This window comes from Novosphingobium sp. BL-S-32 (assembly GCF_056857055.1).
In genome coordinates this window covers 145,139-163,775 of the sequence record NZ_CM166476.1, presented here as the reverse complement: position 1 = coordinate 163,775, position 18,637 = coordinate 145,139, and the positions used below count along the sequence as shown (strand labels likewise).

The following is an 18,637-nucleotide window of genomic DNA, read 5'->3' as shown; positions in this document are numbered from 1 at the left end:
ATTAGGCAGGAGCCGGGCGCAGTCAAGCCGCGCCCGGCATTACCATTACTCGAAACCGAGGAACTTCACCTGATCGTCCAGCGCGACGCGGGGGCGATCGAAGGCGTTTACCGGCACGTCGAGCCGCTTGCCGATCGAAAGACCGCAGAACAGCAGGTGCGTCTCGTCCGACACGCCGATGTGGTCCTTGATGAGGCGGGCGTAGAGACCCATCCACTCCTGCGGACAGGAATCGAGGCCTTCCTCGCGCAGCAGCAGCATGATCGTCTGGAGCCACATGCCCACGTCCGACCATTGCGGCGGCCCCATGAAGCGCTCGAAATAGCAGACCAGCAGCGCCGGGGCGCCGAACGAGGTGACGTTCTGGTTCATGAACGCCTTGCGGCCCTCACCATCGTCGCGACCGATGCCCATCGCCCCATACATGAAGCCGCCCAGTTCCTGCAGACGCGCGGCGTGGCGCGGGGACTGCATGGGGGCGGACCAGTTGTATTCCTCGGGATCCTGCGGCTGGCTGGCCAGCATCTTGTCCTGCAGCGCCTTCAGCGGCTCGCCGGTCAGTACGGTCGCTTCCCAAGGCTGGAAGTTGCAGCCCGAAGGCGCCATGCGCGCCTTGTCGAGCACGCGGCGCAGCACGTCGAGGCTCACCGGCTCGTCGCTGAATGCGCGGATCGAGCGGCGGCTGAGGACTGCGTCAGTTACGTTCATGAATTTCCCTTCGTTGGCGACAGTTTGCAAACCGCCGCCGAACTTGGGACCGGGCGGTACAGATTCAATACCGCCCGGTAGAAAAATCACTCTTCCTCGAACAGTCCCGCCAACTGCTCGATCATCGTGCCGCCAAGCTGCTCTGCATCCATGATCGTGACGGCACGGCGGTAATAGCGCGTGACGTCATGGCCGATGCCGATGGCGACAAGCTGGACCGGGCTCTTCGCCTCGATCCATTCGATCACGCGGCGCAAATGCGCCTCCAGATAACCGGCCGAGTTCACCGACAGCGTCGAATCGTCCACCGGCGCGCCGTCGGAGATCACCATGAGGATACGGCGATCCTCCTGCCGGGCGAGCAAGCGGCTGTGCGCCCAGAGCAGCGCCTCGCCGTCGATGTTTTCCTTGAGCAGGCCCTCGCGCATCATCAGGCCAAGGTTCTTGCGCGCGCGGCGCCAGGGTTCGTCGGCCTTCTTGTAGATGATGTGCCGCAAGTCGTTGAGGCGGCCGGGATGTGCGGGGCGGCCGCTCGCCAACCACGATTCGCGGCTCTGTCCGCCCTTCCAGGCGCGCGTGGTGAAGCCGAGAATCTCGACCTTCACGCCGCAGCGCTCCAGCGTTCGCGCCATCACGTCCGCGCTGATCGCCGCGATGGAGATCGGGCGTCCGCGCATCGAACCCGAATTGTCGAGCAACAGGGTGACGACGGTGTCCTTGAACTCCACGTCGCGCTCGATCTTGTAGGAGAGCGACTGGCCGGGCGAGACCACCACGCGGGCCAGCCGCGCGGCATCGAGCATGCCCTCTTCCTGATCGAAGTCCCAGGACCGGTTCTGCTGCGCCATCAGGCGACGCTGAAGCCGGTTGGCAAGGCGCGTCACCACGCCCTGAAGCCCCTTGAGCTGCGCGTCGAGATAGGCGCGCAGCCGCGTCAGTTCTTCCTCGTCGCAGAGGTCGGCGGCGCTGGTCACTTCGTCGAAAGCCTCGGTGAAGACCTTGTAGTCGAAGCTGTCGGGAATGTCGGTCCAGGGACGGTTGGGCCGGACGGGGAGCATGCCCTCCTCGCCTTCCTGCCCTTCCTCGCCCTCGTCCATGTCCTCGGAATTTTCGCCCTCGGCCTCGCTCTCGCCTTCGTCCTGACCTTGCGAGGGTTCGGCGGCGGCTTCGGCGGGCTGTTCCTCGCGCCCGCTTTCGTCGCCGGTCTCGTCGTCCTCGGTCTCCTCGTCGCCGTCCATGTCGTCGGCGTCCTCGGGCGGCATGTCGATTTCATCGGCCTGCGTCATCTCGAGATGCGCGAGCATGTCGAGCGAGAGCTTCTGGAAAGCCTTCTGATCCTCCAGCAATCCAGCGAGCGCATCGAAATCGGCAGCCGCCTTCGATTCGATCCAGCGGCGGACCATGGCGACGCCGGTCTGGGCTGCCTCGGGCACGGGCTGGCCGGTCAGGCGTTCGCGCAGCATCAGCGCCAGCGCGGTCGGCACCGGTACCTTGTCCGGACTGTCGGCGCGGGAAATCGGATCGGTGGCGATGCGCGCTTCGAGCGAGGCGTCGAGATTGTCGCGCATGCCGGCATAGGCATTGGCGCCCAGCGCTTCGTAGCGCACGGCCTCCACCGCGTCGTAGCAGGCCCGCGCCGAAGGCTCGCTGGGAGCATGGCGCATGTGCAGACGGTCGTCATGATGGCGCAGCCGCAGCGCGAAGCTGTCGGCATAACCGCGCGCCTGCATCGCCGCGCCGCGCGGGACCGAGCGGCCCGGCATCGGAACGCGGAAGGTGCCCCCGCTGGCACTGGGGGCATCCGCCGTCCAGTTGACCTCGACCTCGGCATCCTGCGCAATGGCGCGCGAGGCGCCGGTCAGCGCGAATTTGAAGCGATCGACGGGTGTTTCATCGGACATGACCGCTCAATGGCGTCATAGCCGCGCCTGTGCAAGCCGCCGCTATGCAAAACGCCGGAGGCGCGATGCACCTCCGGCGTTGAATTTGCTGGCCTTGCGCCGACCCACCCGAAGGTGTGCTTATTTTATGAGCGCGGCTATCAGAGCGACTGGCCGGTCTTGGCCCAGTCCGCCATGAAGCCTTCGATGCCCTTGTCGGTGAGGACGTGCTTGACGAGGTTCTTGATGACCGCCGGCGGCATCGTCGCAACGTCTGCGCCGATGCGTGCGCATTCGAGCACGTGGACCGGGTGGCGGATCGAGGCGGCGAGGATCTCGGTCTCGTAAGCGTAGTTGTCGTAGATCAGGCGGATGTCGCGGATCAGGTCCATGCCGTCGAAGCCGTTGTCGTCATGACGGCCAACGAAGGGCGAGACGAACGACGCGCCAGCCTTGGCGGCGAGCAGCGCCTGATTGGCCGAGAAGCACAGCGTGACATTGACCATGGTGCCATCGCTGGTGAGCGCCTTGCAGGTCTTCAGGCCGTCGAAGGTGAGCGGCACCTTGATGCAGACGTTGTCCGCGATCTTGCGGAGGATTTCGGCCTCGCGCATCATGCCTGCGTGGTCGAGAGCGACGACTTCGGCGCTGACCGGACCATGGGTGAGGCCGCAGATTTCCTTGGTGACTTCGATGAAGTCACGGCCGGACTTGGCGATCAGCGACGGGTTGGTGGTCACGCCGTCGAGCAGGCCGGTGGCGGCAAGGTCGGCGATTTCGGCGGTGTCGGCGGTGTCGACGAAGAACTTCATGGCACAAATCCTGTGATGGGGCCCGTAACGGCAGTTCGGCGCGAGCGAGGGACCAGCGCCGATTCTGGCGCCCGCTATAGGCAAGCGCGCCCAATCTGAACACCCCGAGCGGCCGATCCGGCCCGGGGCGGATATTGGCGCGGTTTTTTGGTGCCGGTGCCTGGGCGCACCGATGAATTCGCTGCCGACTGACGGCGCAATCAGGATGAGAGCGCCCGATTGCGATACCGCGATATTATTGCAAGCCCGCTATATTGATTACACCGCACCCCATCCCCCCGTCATCCCCGCGAAGGCGGGGATCCCGCTTCTTGTGTAAAGCGAGAGCTTGCAAAGAAGCGGGCCCCCCGCCTTCGCGGGGGCGACGGGATGGAACAGCTGGTGCGCGAACTGTCGATCAGACACCGCAATAAACGATGCGGCCCAAAAGGCTCAATCGCTCCGGAATATTGCAATAGCTGATCGGGATTTTCCCGTTCGAATTCGCCCAAATCCGCCTTAGCCGCCCTTCAGCGCGCCAATCAGCACGGCATCGTTGGTCTGCGTGGGATCCTGCCGGATCGCGGCTTCGGCCGAGCCGATCTCGTACCAGATCGAATTGTCGGCCTCGATCGCGAGGGCATGCGCGGCATCGGTGATCGTCACGCCCTTGAGCGCGGCGATCGCCTGGCCCAGCGTGGGATCGGTGGTCTGCTGCATGGCCCGCTCGATCCCCGGCATCATTGCATTGACGACGCCGGGCCCCACGGCCTTGCGCAGCAGCGTGGTGGCCTCGGTCCGCCCCCCGCGAAGCACGCCCGCGGCGTTGGGAATGGCCATGTCCTTCGCGGTTTGCGACACCACCGAGGCGGCAGCTCCAGCGCTCTGGCTGGCAATCGTGTTGAGCTGATGCTGAAGCTGTTCGCGGAATTTCGGCGATTTCAGCACGGCCGATTTGGTCGAACCGGTGCGGGTGAACAGCACCGGCAGCGGAATGCGCGCGACCGGGCTGGTCCAGAAGCCATCGGGCTGCACCAGCCAGGTAAAGGCCCGCTCCGAGGAATAGCGCATGAGGCGCCGCACCGGCTCGGCGTCGGCGGGGCTGCTTCCGGGCAGACCCATTGTTGCGCAACCGGAAAGCATGCCGGTCAGCGCAAGGCCGCCCACCATCACCAACCCGCCCAGCACCGTGCGGCGGGCCATTCTGTAGTCGTTCTGCTGCCCGACCGATTCAGGCGATCCCCAATTCACCATCATCATCTCCTTCACGTGCCCTTGTCCGAGTGCCTATATGCATTTCAGATGAAACGCATTCGAATCCTTGTCTTCAATGCCGCGCTGGGCGTGCTCGACTATCGCGTGCCCGAAGGCATCGCGGTCGAATACGGATCCGTGGTGATCGCGCCGCTCGGCCCCCGGCAAGTGCTGGGGATCGTGTGGGAAGCAGAACGCCTGAGCGCGCAGGAAGTGCCTGAAAGCAAACTACGTCCGATTCTGGAAGTGCTGCCGGTGCCCCCTCTCCCCACCCGGCTGCGGCGGCTGATCGAGTGGACGGCGGATTACTACTGCGCCTCGCTGTCTTCGGTGGCCCGCATGGCGCTGGGCTCGATGGCGGCGCTGCGCGGCGGCGGGACGACCACCGAATACCGGCTGACAGGCGCGGAACCGGCCCGCCTCACCCCGCAGCGCGCAGCAGCACTGGATGCGTTGCAGGGCGAACAGGCCTCGATCAAGGAACTGGCCGAACTGGCCTCGGTCTCCGACGGCGTGCTGCGCGGCATGGTCGGCGCGGGGCTGCTGGAGCCGGTGGTGGTCGATCTCGACCGGCCTTATGCTCGCGCCAATCCGGAATTCGCGGTGCCCGAACTCTCGGAAGGGCAACAGGCCGCAGCGGACATTTTCGTCGAGGCGGTGCGCGGGGACAAGTTCGCGCCCTTCCTGCTCGACGGCGTGACCGGATCGGGCAAGACCGAGACCTATTTCGAAGCCGTGGCCGAAGCGCTGCGGCTCGGAAGACAGGTCCTGGTGCTGCTGCCCGAGATCGCGCTCACTGAAAATTTCCTCCGCCGGTTCGAGCATCGCTTCGGTGTTCCGCCGATCCTCTGGCACTCCTCGCTCAAGTCCAGCGAGCGGCGGCGCGCGTGGCGCTCCATCGTTCTAGGTAACGCTCAGGTCATTGTAGGTGCCCGCTCGGCGCTGTTCCTGCCTTACGCGAATCTGGGCCTTGTCGTGGTCGACGAGGCGCACGAAATCTCGTTCAAGCAGGACGACGGCGTGCGCTACAACGCCCGCGATGTGGCGGTGATGCGCGCCAAGTTCGAGGCGTTTCCGGTCATTCTCGCCAGTGCCACTCCGGCGCTGGAATCGATGCAGCTGGCCGAAGCCGGGGTTTACCGCAAGATCGACCTCCCCGCCCGCTTCGGCGGCGCGCAGCTTCCCGATATCCAGATCCTCGACTTGCGCAAGGAAGCGCCCGAGCGCGGCAAATGGCTGGCTCCCCGGCTTGTCGAGGAGATGAAGGCCCGGCTCGCGCGCGGTGAACAATCGCTGCTGTTTCTCAACCGCCGGGGCTATGCGCCGCTGACGCTATGCCGCCATTGCGGCTACCGCTTCCAGTGTCCGAACTGCACGGCATGGCTGGTGGAGCACCGGTTTTCCAAGCGGCTTGCCTGCCACCACTGCGGCCACGAAGTGCCGGTTCCGGACGCCTGCCCCGAATGCGGAACGGGCGACTGCCTCGTCGCCTGCGGCCCCGGTGTCGAGCGGATTGCCGACGAAGTGGCGGAAATCCTGCCCGAAGCGCGCGTGGCGCTAGTGACGTCGGACACCATGAACACGGCAGAGGCGATGAACGAATTCGTCGCCAAGGCCGAAAGCAAGGCCATCGACGTGATCGTCGGCACCCAGCTCGTCACCAAGGGCTACCATTTCCCCGAACTGACGCTGGTCGGCGTGGTCGATGCCGATCTCGGGCTGGAGGGCGGCGACTTGCGGGCGGCCGAGCGCACGTACCAGCAGGTCGCACAGGTCGCCGGACGCGCGGGTCGCGGCGAAAAGCCCGGCGAAGTGCTGATCCAGACACGGCATCCCGAGGCCGCCGTGATCGCCGCCCTCGCCGCCGGGGATCGCGATGCTTTCTATAGTGCCGAGATCGAGGCCCGCCGCGACGCCAACGCCCCGCCCTTCGGCCGATGGGCGGCAATCATCGTATCGTCCGAGGATCAGGCCGAAGCGAAAGCCGCCGCTCGCGCCATCGGCGGCACCGCCCCCAACCATCCCGACATGCTGGTGCTGGGCCCTGCTCCGGCGCCGCTCTCCCTGCTGCGCGGACGCCACCGCTTCCGCCTGCTCATCAACGCCCGCCGCTCGGCAGAATTGCAGAAGATGCTGCGCGAATGGCTGGAGCCGCTGCAATTCCCGCGCGGCGTGCGCGTGAATATCGATATCGACCCCTACAGTTTCGTCTGAGCGTTTTCGCGCCGGAGCAGCTCGCGCTTGATCGCCTCGCCATAGGCATAGCCGCCGATCGCGCCGTCGGAGCGGATCACGCGGTGGCAGGGGATCAGCACGGCGACATTGTTGGCGCCATTGGCCGAGCCCGCCGCCCGAACCGCGCCGGGTTTGCCCACGGCGGCGGCGATCTGCGCATAAGTCCGCGTTTCTCCCGCCGGGATGCGCTGCAATTCGCGCCAGACCGCCTGCTGGAAAGCGGTGCCCTGCACGTCTAGCGGGATCCGCTGCGAATGCTCGGGCTGCTCGACTGCGGCGACGACATCCTCAAGAAGCCGCGCGAAATCCTCGCCGCCCTCGATCAGTTCCGCCTTGGGAAAGCGCGCGGCCAGATCCTCGCGGTCTTCGTCGAACGACAGTCGGCAGACGCCCCGGTCGGTCGCAGCGACCAGCATTCGCCCCAGCGTCGTGGCGACTACCGCCCAGTGGATCCGCACGCCGCCGCCGCCGTCCCGCCATGCCGAAGGTGCCATACCCAGACGCTCGGCGCTGCTCTCGTAAAAACGCGAAGGCGCGCTGAAACCGGCCTCATGGATAGCCTCGGTCACGCTCGCACCGCCGCTAAGCGCCTCGCCTGCCCGCTCGAACCGTCGCGCGCGGCCATATTCGGCGGGTGAGAGCCCGACGGCGCGCTTGAACACGCGCTGGAAATGTGTGGGACTGTAGCCCACCGTCTCGGCCAGTTCGGCCAACCCCGGCGCGGTATCGCCTACCTCGTCCAACATCGCCAGTGCGCGGGTGACTGCCTCCTCGTCGCGCGACACGTCGTTCGGGCGGCAACGCAGGCAAGCCCTCAGCCCCGCACGCTCGGCCTCGGCCGGTTCGGCGAAGAAGCGGACGTTCTCGCGCCGGGGATGGCGCGCGGAACACGAGGGGCGGCAATAGATGCCGGTGGAAAGGACGCCGGTAACGAAGCGCCCGTCGAATTTCCGATCCCGCGCCAGCACGGCCTGCCAGGCACGCTCGTCGTCGGGTTTGGCAACAGTATGTGTCACAGTCCGTCTCCCTCGCGTTCGATCCGCGCCGCGAAGCAGCCATGGGCGGCATTGTGCGCGTGGATGCAAGCGACCTCCGGATCGGAGAACAGCAAACTTATGCCCGCCTCCACCATGCCGGGTGCGGCAAGAAGCGCGTGAACCATCATTCCATCCCGATCGAAACCACGCAGCGACATCGTCCTTCCCTCGAACACCGGTGGGAGCCGATCGACGAAGGGTTCGGCCTCGCTCGCACCTTCCCGAATATATATCGCATGCGCGGTGCGGTAAGGATTGGCGACTTCGTGGCTCACGAAATTCACGAGCAGGACGCGCTCGCCCGCCTCGGCGTCCCGCAAACTGACGCGGCACGGATAGCCGGAATCGCTGTCCGCAATGAGACGCCGCGCTCCGGAATCAATGAGTTCCCGGTCGTTCATGGAGAAATAGTGGGCAAACGGGGCCGTTAGCAGGCCAACGATTCGATAGGTCATGAAAAACTCCGGTCTCGCTTCACCGGAACTTCTGCAGCACTGAAACCAACGGCGCTTCCCGTGCCTTGCTTTCAAACCGCTTTTTTAGGCATTGTCCCCAAGCGCCCTCCCGCGCCTTGCATAGTAACACTATCGTCGCTATGCGCGCCCCGTCTGCGGGCCGGGGGGCACGTTATATTCGTGTACCCAAGTGCCTCAGCCCACCCGATGTAAGGATAGGACACGCGTGGAGAATTCCGGCGGCATCAAAGCCAGCTTGCAAGGGCGCTACGCTTCGGCGCTGTTTGACCTTGCCAGCGAGAACGGCGTCGTAACGAACGTCGAGGGCGACCTCGACCGTATCGGCGCTGCGATCAAGGAAAACGGCGACCTCGCCGACCTGATTCGCAACCCCGAAATCAGCCGCAAGGCGGCCGGTGCGGCCATGGAGGCTGTTGCCGACGTGCTTGGCCTCTCCGCCCTGACGAAGAACTTCGTCGGCGTGCTGGCGGCCAATCGCCGCCTTTCCGCGCTGCCCCAGATCATTCGTGCCTTCGCAGCGATCGCCGCCGCCCAGCGCGGTGAGGCTACTGCCGAAGTCACCACGGCGCACCCGCTCAACGACGCTCAGGTCGAAGAGCTGCGCCAGAAGCTGGAACTGCGCGAGGGCCGCAAGATCAGCGTGAAGACCAGCGTGGACGCCGATCTGCTCGGCGGCCTTGTCGTCACCATCGGCTCCAAGCGCATCGACAGCTCGATCCGCACCCGTCTCAATTCGCTCGCCCAGGCCATGAAGGGCTAAGAAAGGCACCACAATGGACATCCGCGCCGCAGAAATCTCGAAGGTCATCAAGGACCAGATCGCCAATTTCGGCACCGAAGCCCAGGTTTCGGAAGTCGGTTCCGTGCTCTCGGTGGGTGACGGCATCGCCCGCATCCACGGCCTCGACAAGGTCCAGGCCGGCGAAATGGTCGAATTCGCCAACGGTGTGCAGGGCATGGCCCTCAACCTCGAAGCCGATAACGTCGGCGTCGTGATCTTCGGCTCGGACGCCGAGATCAAGGAAGGCGACAGCGTCAAGCGCACCAACACCATCGTCGACGTTCCCGTCGGCAAGGGCCTGCTCGGCCGCGTGGTGGACGCTCTCGGCAACCCGATCGACGGCAAGGGCCCGATCGTTGCTGAAAAGCGCGCCCGCGTCGAAGCCAAGGCTCCCGGCATCATCCCGCGCAAGTCGGTGCACGAACCCGTGCAGACCGGCCTGAAGGCGATCGACGCCCTCGTCCCCGTTGGCCGTGGCCAGCGCGAGCTGATCATCGGTGACCGCCAGACCGGCAAGACCGCCGTCGCGATCGATACCTTCATCAACCAGAAGGAAGCGAACGCCGGCACCGACGAATCCAAGAAGCTCTACTGCATCTACGTCGCCGTCGGCCAGAAGCGCTCGACCGTTGCGCAGATCGTGCGTCAGCTCGAAGAAAACGGCGCGATGGAATACTCCATCGTCATCGCCGCTACCGCTTCGGAGCCCGCTCCGCTGCAGTACCTCGCTCCCTACACCGGCGCCGCGATGGGCGAGTTCTTCCGCGACAACGCGATGCACGCCGTGATCGTGTATGACGACCTTTCGAAGCAGGCCGTCGCCTATCGTCAAATGTCGCTGCTGCTGCGTCGTCCTCCGGGCCGCGAAGCTTACCCGGGCGACGTGTTCTATCTCCACAGCCGCCTGCTTGAGCGCGCTGCGAAGATGAACGACGAGAACGGCAACGGCTCGCTCACTGCGCTTCCGATCATCGAAACGCAGGCTGGCGACGTCTCGGCCTACATTCCGACCAACGTGATCTCGATCACCGACGGCCAGATCTTCCTTGAAACCGGCCTGTTCTACCAGGGCATCCGTCCGGCCATCAACGTGGGTCTGTCGGTGTCGCGCGTCGGCGGTTCGGCCCAGACCAAGGCGATGAAGAAGGTTGCCGGCTCGATCAAGCTGGAGCTGGCGCAGTACCGCGAAATGGCGGCCTTCGCCCAGTTCGGTTCGGACCTCGACGCCTCGACCCAGAAGCTCCTCAACCGCGGTGCGCGCCTGACCGAGCTGCTCAAGCAGAAGCAGTTCTCGCCGCTGAAGTTCGAAGAGCAGACGCTGTCGATCTTCGCCGGCACCAACGGCTACCTCGATGCCCTGCCGGTTTCGAAGGTCACCGAGTACGAAGCCGAAATGCTCGACTTCATGCACGAGAAGCACGCCGACGTTCTCGAACTGATCCGTTCGACCAAGGACTTCGGCGACGAAGCCAAGGCGAAGACCAAGGCTGCGCTCGACGCGTTCGCCAAGCAGTTCGCCTGAGATTGACCTGATCCTCCGTTCCGGCTGCCATCGCGGCGGCCGGGGCGGAAAACGGAGAGAAACGAGTGGCTTCGCTCAAGGAACTCAAAGGCCGCATCAACTCGGTCAAGTCGACCCAGAAGATCACCAAGGCCAAGCAGATGGTCGCCGCGGCCAAGCTGCGCAAGGCGCAGGCCGCCGCGGAGTCCGCGCGTCCCTACGCCGCGCGTCTCGCCGAGGTGATGGGATCGCTCGCCAGCAAGATCACGGTCAGCGAGAACAGCCCCAAGCTGCTCGCCGGCACCGGCAGCGACAAGGTGCACCTGCTCGTCGTCGCGAACTCGGACAAGGGTCTGTGCGGCGCGTTCAACTCGAACATCGTCAAGGCCGCACGTGTGAAGGCGCGTGAGCTGGAAGCACAGGGCAAGACCGTCCTGTTCTACCTCGTCGGTCGCAAGGGTCGCGCGCCGCTGCGCCGCGAATTCCCCAAGCAGATCGCGCACATGTTCGACACCACCGACGTGCGTGACCCCGGCTTCAACGAAGCCGAGCGCATCGCCGACGAACTGGTCGCCATGTACGAGGCCGGCAAGTTCGACGTGGCACACCTGTTCTACTCGAAGTTCCGCTCGGCGCTTCTGCAGGAGCCGACCGACCAGCAGATCATCCCGGTGCCCGCCCCCAAGGCGGTCGTGGCCGGTGATGCCGTGACCGAATACGAGCCGGAAGAGGAAGAAATCCTCGCCGCGCTGCTGCCGCGCTACCTGCGCACGCAGATCTTCGGTGCGCTGCTGGAGAACGCCGCTTCCGAACAGGGCGCGTCGATGACCGCCATGGACAACGCCACGCGCAACGCCGGCGACCTGATCCAGAAGCTGACGATCCAGTACAACCGCAGCCGTCAGGCCGCGATCACCACCGAACTCATCGAAATCATTGCTGGCGCGGAAGCGCTGTAAGTCACCGCAGGCAAGGAAACCAAAATGGCCACCGCACCCGTGCTAAACCTGACCGCTACTGGCAAGATCAGCCAGATCATCGGCGCCGTCGTCGACGTCACCTTCGAAGGCGAACTGCCGGCGATCCTCACCGCGCTCGAGACCGAGAACAACGGCCAGAAGCTGGTTCTCGAAGTCGCGCAGCACCTCGGTGAAAACACCGTTCGCACCATCGCCATGGACGGCACCGATGGCCTGACCCGTGGTCAGCCCGTCGCCAACACCGGCAAGCAGATCTCGGTCCCCGTCGGTCCGAAGACCCTCGGCCGCATCATGAACGTCGTCGGCGACCCGATCGACGAGCGTGGTCCCGTCGGTTCGGACATGTTCTCACCGATCCACGCCAAGGCTCCCGAATTCGTCGACCAGTCGACCGAAGCGGCGATCCTGGTCACCGGCATCAAGGTCATCGACCTTCTCGCCCCCTACGCAAAGGGCGGCAAGATCGGCCTGTTCGGCGGCGCCGGCGTGGGCAAGACGGTTCTCATCCAGGAACTGATCAACAACATCGCCAAGGGCCACGGCGGCGTGTCGGTCTTCGCGGGCGTCGGTGAACGCACCCGTGAAGGTAACGACCTCTACCACGAGTTCCTCGACGCCGGCGTTATTGCCAAGGACGCCGAAGGCAACGCCACCTCGGACGGTTCGAAGGTTGCTCTCGTGTTCGGCCAGATGAACGAACCGCCGGGCGCCCGCGCTCGCGTCGCTCTCTCGGGCCTGACCATGGCCGAGTACTTCCGCGACCAGGAAGGCCAGGACGTTCTGTTCTTCGTCGACAACATCTTCCGCTTCACCCAGGCGGGCGCGGAAGTGTCGGCTCTGCTCGGCCGTATTCCTTCGGCCGTGGGCTATCAGCCGACCCTGTCGACCGACATGGGCCAGCTGCAGGAACGCATCACCTCGACCACCAAGGGTTCGATCACCTCGGTTCAGGCGATCTACGTCCCCGCGGATGACCTTACCGACCCGGCACCAGCCGCATCGTTCGCGCACCTTGACGCAACGACCACGCTGAACCGCGCCATCTCGGAACTGGGCATCTACCCGGCCGTTGACCCGCTCGACTCGACCTCGCGCGTTCTTGAGCCCCGCGTCGTCGGCGCCGAACACTACGAGACCGCCCGCAAGGTTCAGGAAACCCTGCAGAAGTACAAGTCGCTTCAGGACATCATCGCGATCCTGGGCATGGACGAGCTTTCGGAAGAAGATAAGCTCACCGTCGCCCGCGCCCGCAAGATCCAGAAGTTCCTGTCGCAGCCGTTCCACGTCGCGGAAGTCTTCACCGGCATCTCGGGCAAGTTTGTCCAGCTGGAAGACACCGTGAAGTCGTTCAAGGCCGTCGTCGAAGGCGAATACGATCACCTTCCGGAAGCAGCCTTCTACATGGTCGGCGGCATCGAGGAAGTGGTCGCCAAGGCCAAGAAGCTGGCCGAAGAGGCGTAATCGATCATGGCTCTGCACTTCGAACTCGTCACGCCGGCCAAGCTCGTCCGCTCGGAAGACGTCCACATGGTGGTCGTCCCCGGCACCGAAGGCGAGTTCGGCGTGCTGGAGGGCCACGCGCCCTTCATGTCGACCGTCGCTGACGGCGCCCTCAAGGTCTATCGGGCCGAAGGCGCCATGCCGGAAGAGATCCGCATCACCGGCGGTTTCGCCGAAGTGGGCGAAAAGGGCCTGACCGTGCTCGCAGAGCACGTCGAGGGCTGATCTCCGACAAAAGCTTTCAACAAGCTTTGCGCTTTCAGGGGCGCCTCCGGGAAACCGGGGGCGCCCTTTTGCTTCTGCCTGCAGACCTGACGCGAGATCTTGCGGCAATCGGAAGCCGGGGCCGCGCCCATTAGGAAGTTATCAAAGTTTCAACCTTAATCCTCTGCATATTCGCACAGGTTCGCGGGCAACCGCGCAACCGGAGCGCTGGAAAGGTTTATGGAAGCATGACGGCATTCGGGCGGCGTAACGGCATGGGAGGGATGAGCCAGGGAGCGCGTCCCGCGTTCGGCGTGGCCAAGCCGCTCAAGAGCGGCGTCGGTGAGAAGCCTCCGGTTTCGGGCGGCCCGGGCGGCGAGCAGTTCCCGCCGGTTGCCAGCATGGACGCGCCCTCGTCCGGCCCGCAGAACTCGCGCGAGGACGCCATGTCGCGCCTCGCCGATCGTGCCAATTCGGTTCATTCGGGCGAATCCGAGCAGAACGGCTTCGAAGCCTCGATCCACAAGATCAAAGAACAGGTACTCCCCCGCCTGCTCGAACGCGTCGATCCCGAAGCGGCGGCGACGCTGACCAAGGACGAACTGTCCGAGGAATTCCGCCCGATCATCATCGAAGTGCTGGCCGAACTGAAAATCACCTTCAACCGCCGCGAACAGTTCGCGCTGGAGAAGGTGCTGATCGACGAACTGCTCGGCTTCGGCCCACTGGAAGAGCTGCTCAACGATCCCGACGTGTCGGACATCATGGTCAACGGCCCGAACCAGACCTACATCGAAAAGAAGGGCAAGCTGCAACTCGCGACGACCAAGTTCCGCGACGAGCAGCACCTGTTCCAGATCGCCCAGCGCATCGTCAACCAGGTCGGCCGCCGCGTCGACCAGACCACGCCGCTGGCCGACGCCCGCCTCAAGGACGGCAGCCGCGTCAACGTCATCGTGCCGCCGCTCAGCCTGCGCGGCACCGCGATCTCGATTCGTAAGTTCTCCGAGAAGCCGATCACCATCGACATGCTCAAGGACTTCGGTTCGATGAGCGAGAAGATGGCCACCGCACTCAAGATCGCCGGCGCCTGCCGGATGAACGTCGTGATCTCGGGCGGTACCGGCTCGGGCAAGACGACGATGCTCAATGCCCTCTCGAAGATGATCGATCCGGGCGAGCGCGTGCTGACCATCGAGGACGCCGCCGAACTCCGCCTCCAGCAACCGCACTGGCTGCCGCTGGAAACCCGCCCGCCGAACCTTGAAGGGCAAGGCGCGATCACTATTGGCGACCTTGTGAAGAACGCCCTGCGTATGCGCCCGGACCGGATCATCCTGGGCGAAATCCGCGGCGCCGAGTGCTTCGACCTGCTCGCCGCCATGAACACCGGCCACGACGGTTCCATGTGCACGCTCCACGCCAACAGCCCGCGCGAGTGCCTTGGCCGTATGGAGAACATGATCCTGATGGGCGACATCAAGATCCCCAAGGAAGCCATCAGCCGCCAGATCGCCGAATCGGTAGACATCATCGTGCAGGTAAAGCGCCTGCGCGACGGTTCGCGCCGCACTACCAACATCACCGAAGTGATCGGCATGGAAGGCGACGTGATCGTCACCCAGGAACTCTTCAAGTTCGAGTATCTGGACGAGACCGACGACGGCAAGATCATCGGCGAATTCCGCCCCTCGGGCCTGCGTCCCTACACGTTGGAAAAGGCCCGCCAGTTCGGATTCGATCAGGCCTATCTGGAAGCCTGCCTCTGACGCGAGTGCCCTCACCGCGCGCACCCGGTTGACACGAAACCGGGTGCGAAACGGTGTAACCTTGCCTCGCCCCTAGCGCCCGACAATGCCGAACGATCCAACTGGGCGAGATAGGCCAGAAGCGCGGAATTGTCGGCTTTTCGCTCGGTCGCGACATGGCGGCCACGGTACATCCGCACCTTGAGCAGACCGAACAGCGCGCGTTGTGCCCGCTCTTCGGCTGTGACCTTCCACTTTCGCGACCTGTCACCTTGTGCGGGCCTGTCACCTTGTGGGCGCACACCCGTCACTTTGTCCCATGCGGCGGCGAAACTGCCCGCGCCCGGCTTGCGGCGCAGCCGATAGGCCGTCTCGCGCGCCATCCCGACGCGCCGCGCGGCCTCCACGACCGAACCCGTCTCCGCCAAGGCGCCGAGAAAGCGCGCCTGACGGTCCGGCGTCCAACCATCGGCACGCGCCCGCACGGGTACGGGAGCAAATGCGGGAACCCGGATGTGACGGGGCTTGTTGCGGGGCAGATTGCGCTTCATCCCCCGATTAGGTCACAACCCCGCGATGTAGGAAAGCGCGGCAAGCGCCCCTAGTCGATCATGCGAATGATCCGCGCCGGGCTTCCGCCGACAAGCGCGTTCGGCGGCACGTCCTTGGTCACGACCGCCCCCGCTGCCACGACGGAATTCTCGCCGATCGTCACGCCGCCGATAATCGTCGCACCATTGGCGATCCAGGCGTTGCGTCCGATCACGATCGGTTTGCCGATCGTGACGGAGCGACGCTGGACCGGATCGAGGGGATGGCTCGCCGTAATGATGCTCACGTTCGGCGCGATCATCACATCGTCACCGATGTCCACGCCGCCAAGATCGTAGATCGTGCAATTCTGATTGATGAAGACATTCCGGCCAAGCCGGATTTCGGTGCCCCCGGAGGTGTAGAACGGTGGAAGCAGGAGGAAACCATCGTCGACCGGGGTTCCGATCAGTTCGCTGAACAGCGCCCGCACCGCATCGGCATCGTCGAACGTCAACTGATTGAGCCGGGCCGTCAGCGTCATCGCCCGCCGCGTTGCCGCGACCATGGCCGCAGACTCCGGAGTCTTGCCGCGAACGATCCGCATGCCCGGTTCATCATCCATCAGACATTCCCCCTGCCCTTGTCGACCGGCGGCCTAGGCCCTTGCCGGATTATCGCCCGAACCAGTCCTTCGCGGAAATCCCGAGCAGCAGCACCGCCCCCATCAGCGCAATGAAGAACACCGTCGTCCAGGGCATGAAGCCCACGCGGTCGAGATCGCGGCGCTTCATGCGGCGAAGGTCGCCGATCCAGGCGATCGCCGCCACCACGACGCAGACCCCGCCCGCCACTGCCATGATAAGGTCGGTATCGTTCATTCCCCGCCCTTGCCTCCTTGCGCCGGGAAGATAAAGCCCGCCGGGTGAACGTTTCCTCCGCCCCGTCGCCATCCCGCCCACCCGCAAGCAGGCGTCCGGACCGTCCGCTGCTGGCCATCGGGCTGCGCCTCATGGCCATGACCATGCTCTCGACCATGTTCATGCTGATCAAGCTTGCCGGAAGCCGGGGCGTTTCGGCGCCGGAAATGGTGTTCTGGCGGCAGGCCATGGCGGTTCCGCTGATGGCGGGCTGGCTGCTGGCGACAGGACGGCTCGGCATGCTGAGGACCGGCCGCCTGCGCAATCATGCGATGCGGGCGACCACCGGGACGCTGGGCCTCGTCTGCAATGTCACGGCGGCCATGCTGCTGCCGCTGCCCGTGGGCACGACGCTGGGCTTCACAGCGCCGCTCTTCGCGGTGCTGATCACGGCCCTTGTCATGCGCGAGCATGTCGGCCGCTGGCGTTGGACCGCCGTGGTACTCGGCTTTATCGGCGTGTTGCTGATTACCCGGCCGGGGGAACAGGCGGTTCCGCTGGCGGGCCTCGCCGCCGGGCTGGGTGCGGGCGTGATCGTCGCCGTCGTCAGTTTCCAGATCCGCGACCTTGCCCGTACCGAGGAGCCGATCGCCTGCGTATTCTGGTTTTCTTTCTTCGGCTCGCTGTTCGCCGCCGTGCTGCTGCCGTTCTATGGCCAGTCGCACCCGCCGCAAGTCTGGCTGCTGCTGGTGGCTGTGGGGCTTGCCGGGACACTGGCGCAATTGCTCATCACCGCCGCGCTGCGGTACGGCGCGGTCGCGACCGTGGTGGTCATGGACTACAGCGCGCTGATCTGGGCGACGCTTTACGAACGCACGATCTTCGGATCGCTGCCGCCCGCATCGATCTGGCTTGGCGCGCCGCTGATCGTCGCGGCAGGCCTCATCATCACCTGGCGCGAACATACACTGGCAAAGCGTATCTCGCCGACCTCCGCGCTGGATGAAGGGGCGACCGAAGAAAGCCTTGGCGAGGCGGGGCCGGCAATCGAAACCTCCGCGCCCTCCCTTCAGCGAACCTAGGGAACCTGCTCGCGGGCTGGACGTTGCCTTTAGCGATCCCGGTAAAACATGCCGGACGGATGCTCGAAAGGAACGAGAAATGCTCAAGAAATTCGTGCTCGCCCTGATGGTCGGCGGTATCGTCGTCTCGGCTTCGGCCTGCAACACGGTCAAGGGCGCCGGCAAGGACGTCCAATCGGTCGGACAGGCCGGCGAAGACGCCATTCACAAGTAAGCCGATCAGCCGCGCACGCCGAAAGTGGGCCGGAACGCTTCGGCCGAGCGCCGAAGCGCAGGCTCTCCCCTCTTTCGCTGCCTTGCGTGATCGCCTAGCGGTCGCCGATCGATAGGACCAATCCGGGGCCTTTCGCTGACAAGGATAGCGAAAAGATGATCAGGAAGCTTGTCCTGGCTGCCGCTGCGGCGGGCCTCGTGCTCGGTGCGGCTGCCTGCAACACCGTGCGCGGCGTGGGACAGGACATCGAATCCGCGGCGAATGCGGTCGACCGCGCGACGTGAGGCATCACGGCCTGCCCCAGCGCCACAGGCGCCGGCAGGCCGCAATTTCCTGTTCTGTCAGGCGTCGGTGATGTGGTTGGCCACCATGGCCCGCGCACGCTGCCAGAGCACACCTCGGCTCACCACGACCATTCCCAGCACCAGACCGAGCATAGCATCGGTCAGCAACAGCGCCGTGGCCGCAGGATGGCTCGCGCCGATGGCCATGCCGCCCGGAAGCAGAAGGCGGCGCACTATGAAGACGCCGCCGATCAGAACCAGCGCAAGCGGCGACTGACGCACCATGACACGCGCATCGTCGCCCTCGCCTTCGACATGCAGGCGCATCAGGCGCGAACGCTGCATGCCGATCGCGCCGCCGATCGTGGCACCGGCGGCAAGGCTCAGCCAGCCAAGGCCGCTCGGCGGCAAGGCAAACAGCGCGAAGCAGACCAGTGCCGTAATGATCAGCGGCAGTATCCAGAGCAAGGGAAGCCGGAGCGGACGCGCCTTTTCAAGGTTGCGGAACCGCCAGAGCATCAGCCCGGCAAAGACCAGCAGCGGCAACCATGCCGCCATTCCACGTCCAGCT

Annotated in this window: 20 protein-coding genes; 10 read left to right on the top strand and 10 right to left on the bottom strand. The window is 65.0% G+C overall.

Annotation, left to right across the window (positions count from 1 at the left end; genetic code table 11):
- Positions 1 to 45: 45 nt before the first annotated feature.
- From AC1VVK_RS00825 to AC1VVK_RS00810, 4 genes are all read right to left on the bottom strand, one after another.
- Positions 46 to 708: a nitroreductase gene (locus AC1VVK_RS00825; protein WP_482903999.1), complete on the bottom strand. Its 663-nt coding sequence runs from the start codon at positions 706 to 708 to the stop codon at positions 46 to 48.
- A gap of 86 nt (positions 709 to 794) precedes the next feature.
- A complete protein-coding gene (cobT, locus tag AC1VVK_RS00820; RefSeq protein WP_482903998.1) occupies positions 795 to 2,609 on the bottom strand; it encodes a cobaltochelatase subunit CobT in 1,815 nt (604 codons plus the stop codon).
- Positions 2,610 to 2,749: 140 nt separating this feature from the next.
- On the bottom strand, positions 2,750 to 3,400 hold the full coding sequence (gene fsa, locus AC1VVK_RS00815) for a fructose-6-phosphate aldolase (RefSeq protein WP_132385213.1): 651 nt from the start codon (positions 3,398 to 3,400) through the stop codon (positions 2,750 to 2,752).
- Between the two features lie 498 nt (positions 3,401 to 3,898).
- Entirely contained in the window at positions 3,899 to 4,639 is a 741-nt protein-coding gene (locus AC1VVK_RS00810; RefSeq protein WP_482905089.1) for a DUF4197 family protein, read from the bottom strand.
- Positions 4,640 to 4,681: 42 nt separating this feature from the next.
- On the opposite strand from AC1VVK_RS00810, the gene AC1VVK_RS00805 reads away from it, so the two are divergent.
- Positions 4,682 to 6,847 carry a primosomal protein N' gene (locus AC1VVK_RS00805; protein ID WP_482903997.1) on the top strand — a complete coding sequence of 722 codons (2,166 nt, stop codon included), beginning with the start codon at positions 4,682 to 4,684 and terminating at the stop codon, positions 6,845 to 6,847.
- Here the strand turns inward: AC1VVK_RS00805 and ada are convergent.
- Both ada and AC1VVK_RS00795 read right to left on the bottom strand, forming a co-directional pair.
- The gene (gene ada, locus AC1VVK_RS00800) at positions 6,832 to 7,884 is read right to left on the bottom strand and encodes a bifunctional DNA-binding transcriptional regulator/O6-methylguanine-DNA methyltransferase Ada (protein ID WP_482903996.1); all 1,053 of its coding nucleotides are present in this window, start codon (positions 7,882 to 7,884) and stop codon (positions 6,832 to 6,834) included. The genes AC1VVK_RS00805 and ada overlap by 16 nt on opposite strands.
- Positions 7,881 to 8,360, bottom strand: coding sequence for a DUF1203 domain-containing protein (locus AC1VVK_RS00795; RefSeq protein WP_482903995.1), 480 nt, complete (start codon positions 8,358 to 8,360; stop codon positions 7,881 to 7,883). Before AC1VVK_RS00795 ends, ada begins: the two co-directional genes overlap by 4 nt.
- A gap of 226 nt (positions 8,361 to 8,586) precedes the next feature.
- On the opposite strand from AC1VVK_RS00795, the gene AC1VVK_RS00790 reads away from it, so the two are divergent.
- From AC1VVK_RS00790 to AC1VVK_RS00765, 6 genes are all read left to right on the top strand, one after another.
- Entirely contained in the window at positions 8,587 to 9,141 is a 555-nt protein-coding gene (locus tag AC1VVK_RS00790) for a F0F1 ATP synthase subunit delta (RefSeq protein WP_132385209.1), read from the top strand.
- A 13-nt stretch (positions 9,142 to 9,154) separates the two neighbouring features.
- Entirely contained in the window at positions 9,155 to 10,684 is a 1,530-nt protein-coding gene (atpA, locus tag AC1VVK_RS00785) for a F0F1 ATP synthase subunit alpha (RefSeq protein ID WP_132385208.1), read from the top strand.
- Positions 10,685 to 10,749: 65 nt separating this feature from the next.
- The gene (locus tag AC1VVK_RS00780; RefSeq protein ID WP_132385207.1) at positions 10,750 to 11,622 is read left to right on the top strand and encodes a F0F1 ATP synthase subunit gamma; all 873 of its coding nucleotides are present in this window, start codon (positions 10,750 to 10,752) and stop codon (positions 11,620 to 11,622) included.
- Positions 11,623 to 11,646: 24 nt separating this feature from the next.
- Complete coding sequence (gene atpD, locus AC1VVK_RS00775) at positions 11,647 to 13,104, top strand: F0F1 ATP synthase subunit beta (protein ID WP_132385206.1); 1,458 nt, start codon at positions 11,647 to 11,649, stop codon at positions 13,102 to 13,104.
- A 6-nt stretch (positions 13,105 to 13,110) separates the two neighbouring features.
- A complete protein-coding gene (locus AC1VVK_RS00770; RefSeq protein ID WP_132385205.1) occupies positions 13,111 to 13,368 on the top strand; it encodes an ATP synthase F1 subunit epsilon in 258 nt (85 codons plus the stop codon).
- 263 nt (positions 13,369 to 13,631) lie between these two features.
- Positions 13,632 to 15,116, top strand: coding sequence for a TadA family conjugal transfer-associated ATPase (locus AC1VVK_RS00765; RefSeq protein WP_482903994.1), 1,485 nt, complete (start codon positions 13,632 to 13,634; stop codon positions 15,114 to 15,116).
- A gap of 11 nt (positions 15,117 to 15,127) precedes the next feature.
- On the opposite strand, the gene AC1VVK_RS00760 is transcribed toward AC1VVK_RS00765, so the two are convergent.
- The 3 genes from AC1VVK_RS00760 to AC1VVK_RS00750 are packed head-to-tail and all read right to left on the bottom strand — an operon-like array spanning position 15,128 to position 16,507.
- On the bottom strand, positions 15,128 to 15,646 hold the full coding sequence (locus AC1VVK_RS00760; RefSeq protein ID WP_482903993.1) for a hypothetical protein: 519 nt from the start codon (positions 15,644 to 15,646) through the stop codon (positions 15,128 to 15,130).
- Positions 15,647 to 15,696: 50 nt separating this feature from the next.
- Entirely contained in the window at positions 15,697 to 16,251 is a 555-nt protein-coding gene (locus AC1VVK_RS00755; protein ID WP_482903992.1) for a sugar O-acetyltransferase, read from the bottom strand.
- Positions 16,252 to 16,300: 49 nt separating this feature from the next.
- Positions 16,301 to 16,507: a hypothetical protein gene (locus AC1VVK_RS00750; protein ID WP_482903991.1), complete on the bottom strand. Its 207-nt coding sequence runs from the start codon at positions 16,505 to 16,507 to the stop codon at positions 16,301 to 16,303.
- 44 nt (positions 16,508 to 16,551) lie between these two features.
- Here AC1VVK_RS00750 and AC1VVK_RS00745 point away from each other — a divergent pair, with 44 nt between their 5' ends.
- The 3 genes from AC1VVK_RS00745 to AC1VVK_RS00735 all read left to right on the top strand — a co-directional run bounded on the left by AC1VVK_RS00745 (position 16,552) and on the right by AC1VVK_RS00735 (position 18,066).
- The gene (locus tag AC1VVK_RS00745; RefSeq protein WP_482903990.1) at positions 16,552 to 17,568 is read left to right on the top strand and encodes a DMT family transporter; all 1,017 of its coding nucleotides are present in this window, start codon (positions 16,552 to 16,554) and stop codon (positions 17,566 to 17,568) included.
- A gap of 79 nt (positions 17,569 to 17,647) precedes the next feature.
- Positions 17,648 to 17,782, top strand: coding sequence for an entericidin A/B family lipoprotein (locus AC1VVK_RS00740; RefSeq protein WP_132385199.1), 135 nt, complete (start codon positions 17,648 to 17,650; stop codon positions 17,780 to 17,782).
- Between the two features lie 155 nt (positions 17,783 to 17,937).
- Positions 17,938 to 18,066: an entericidin A/B family lipoprotein gene (locus tag AC1VVK_RS00735; RefSeq protein ID WP_132385198.1), complete on the top strand. Its 129-nt coding sequence runs from the start codon at positions 17,938 to 17,940 to the stop codon at positions 18,064 to 18,066.
- A gap of 57 nt (positions 18,067 to 18,123) precedes the next feature.
- Here AC1VVK_RS00735 and AC1VVK_RS00730 read toward each other — a convergent pair whose 3' ends face one another.
- Positions 18,124 to 18,624 (bottom strand): CcdC protein domain-containing protein, encoded by a 501-nt coding sequence (locus AC1VVK_RS00730; protein ID WP_482903989.1) that lies wholly within the window; start codon positions 18,622 to 18,624, stop codon positions 18,124 to 18,126.
- Between the last annotated feature and the right edge of the window lie 13 nt (positions 18,625 to 18,637).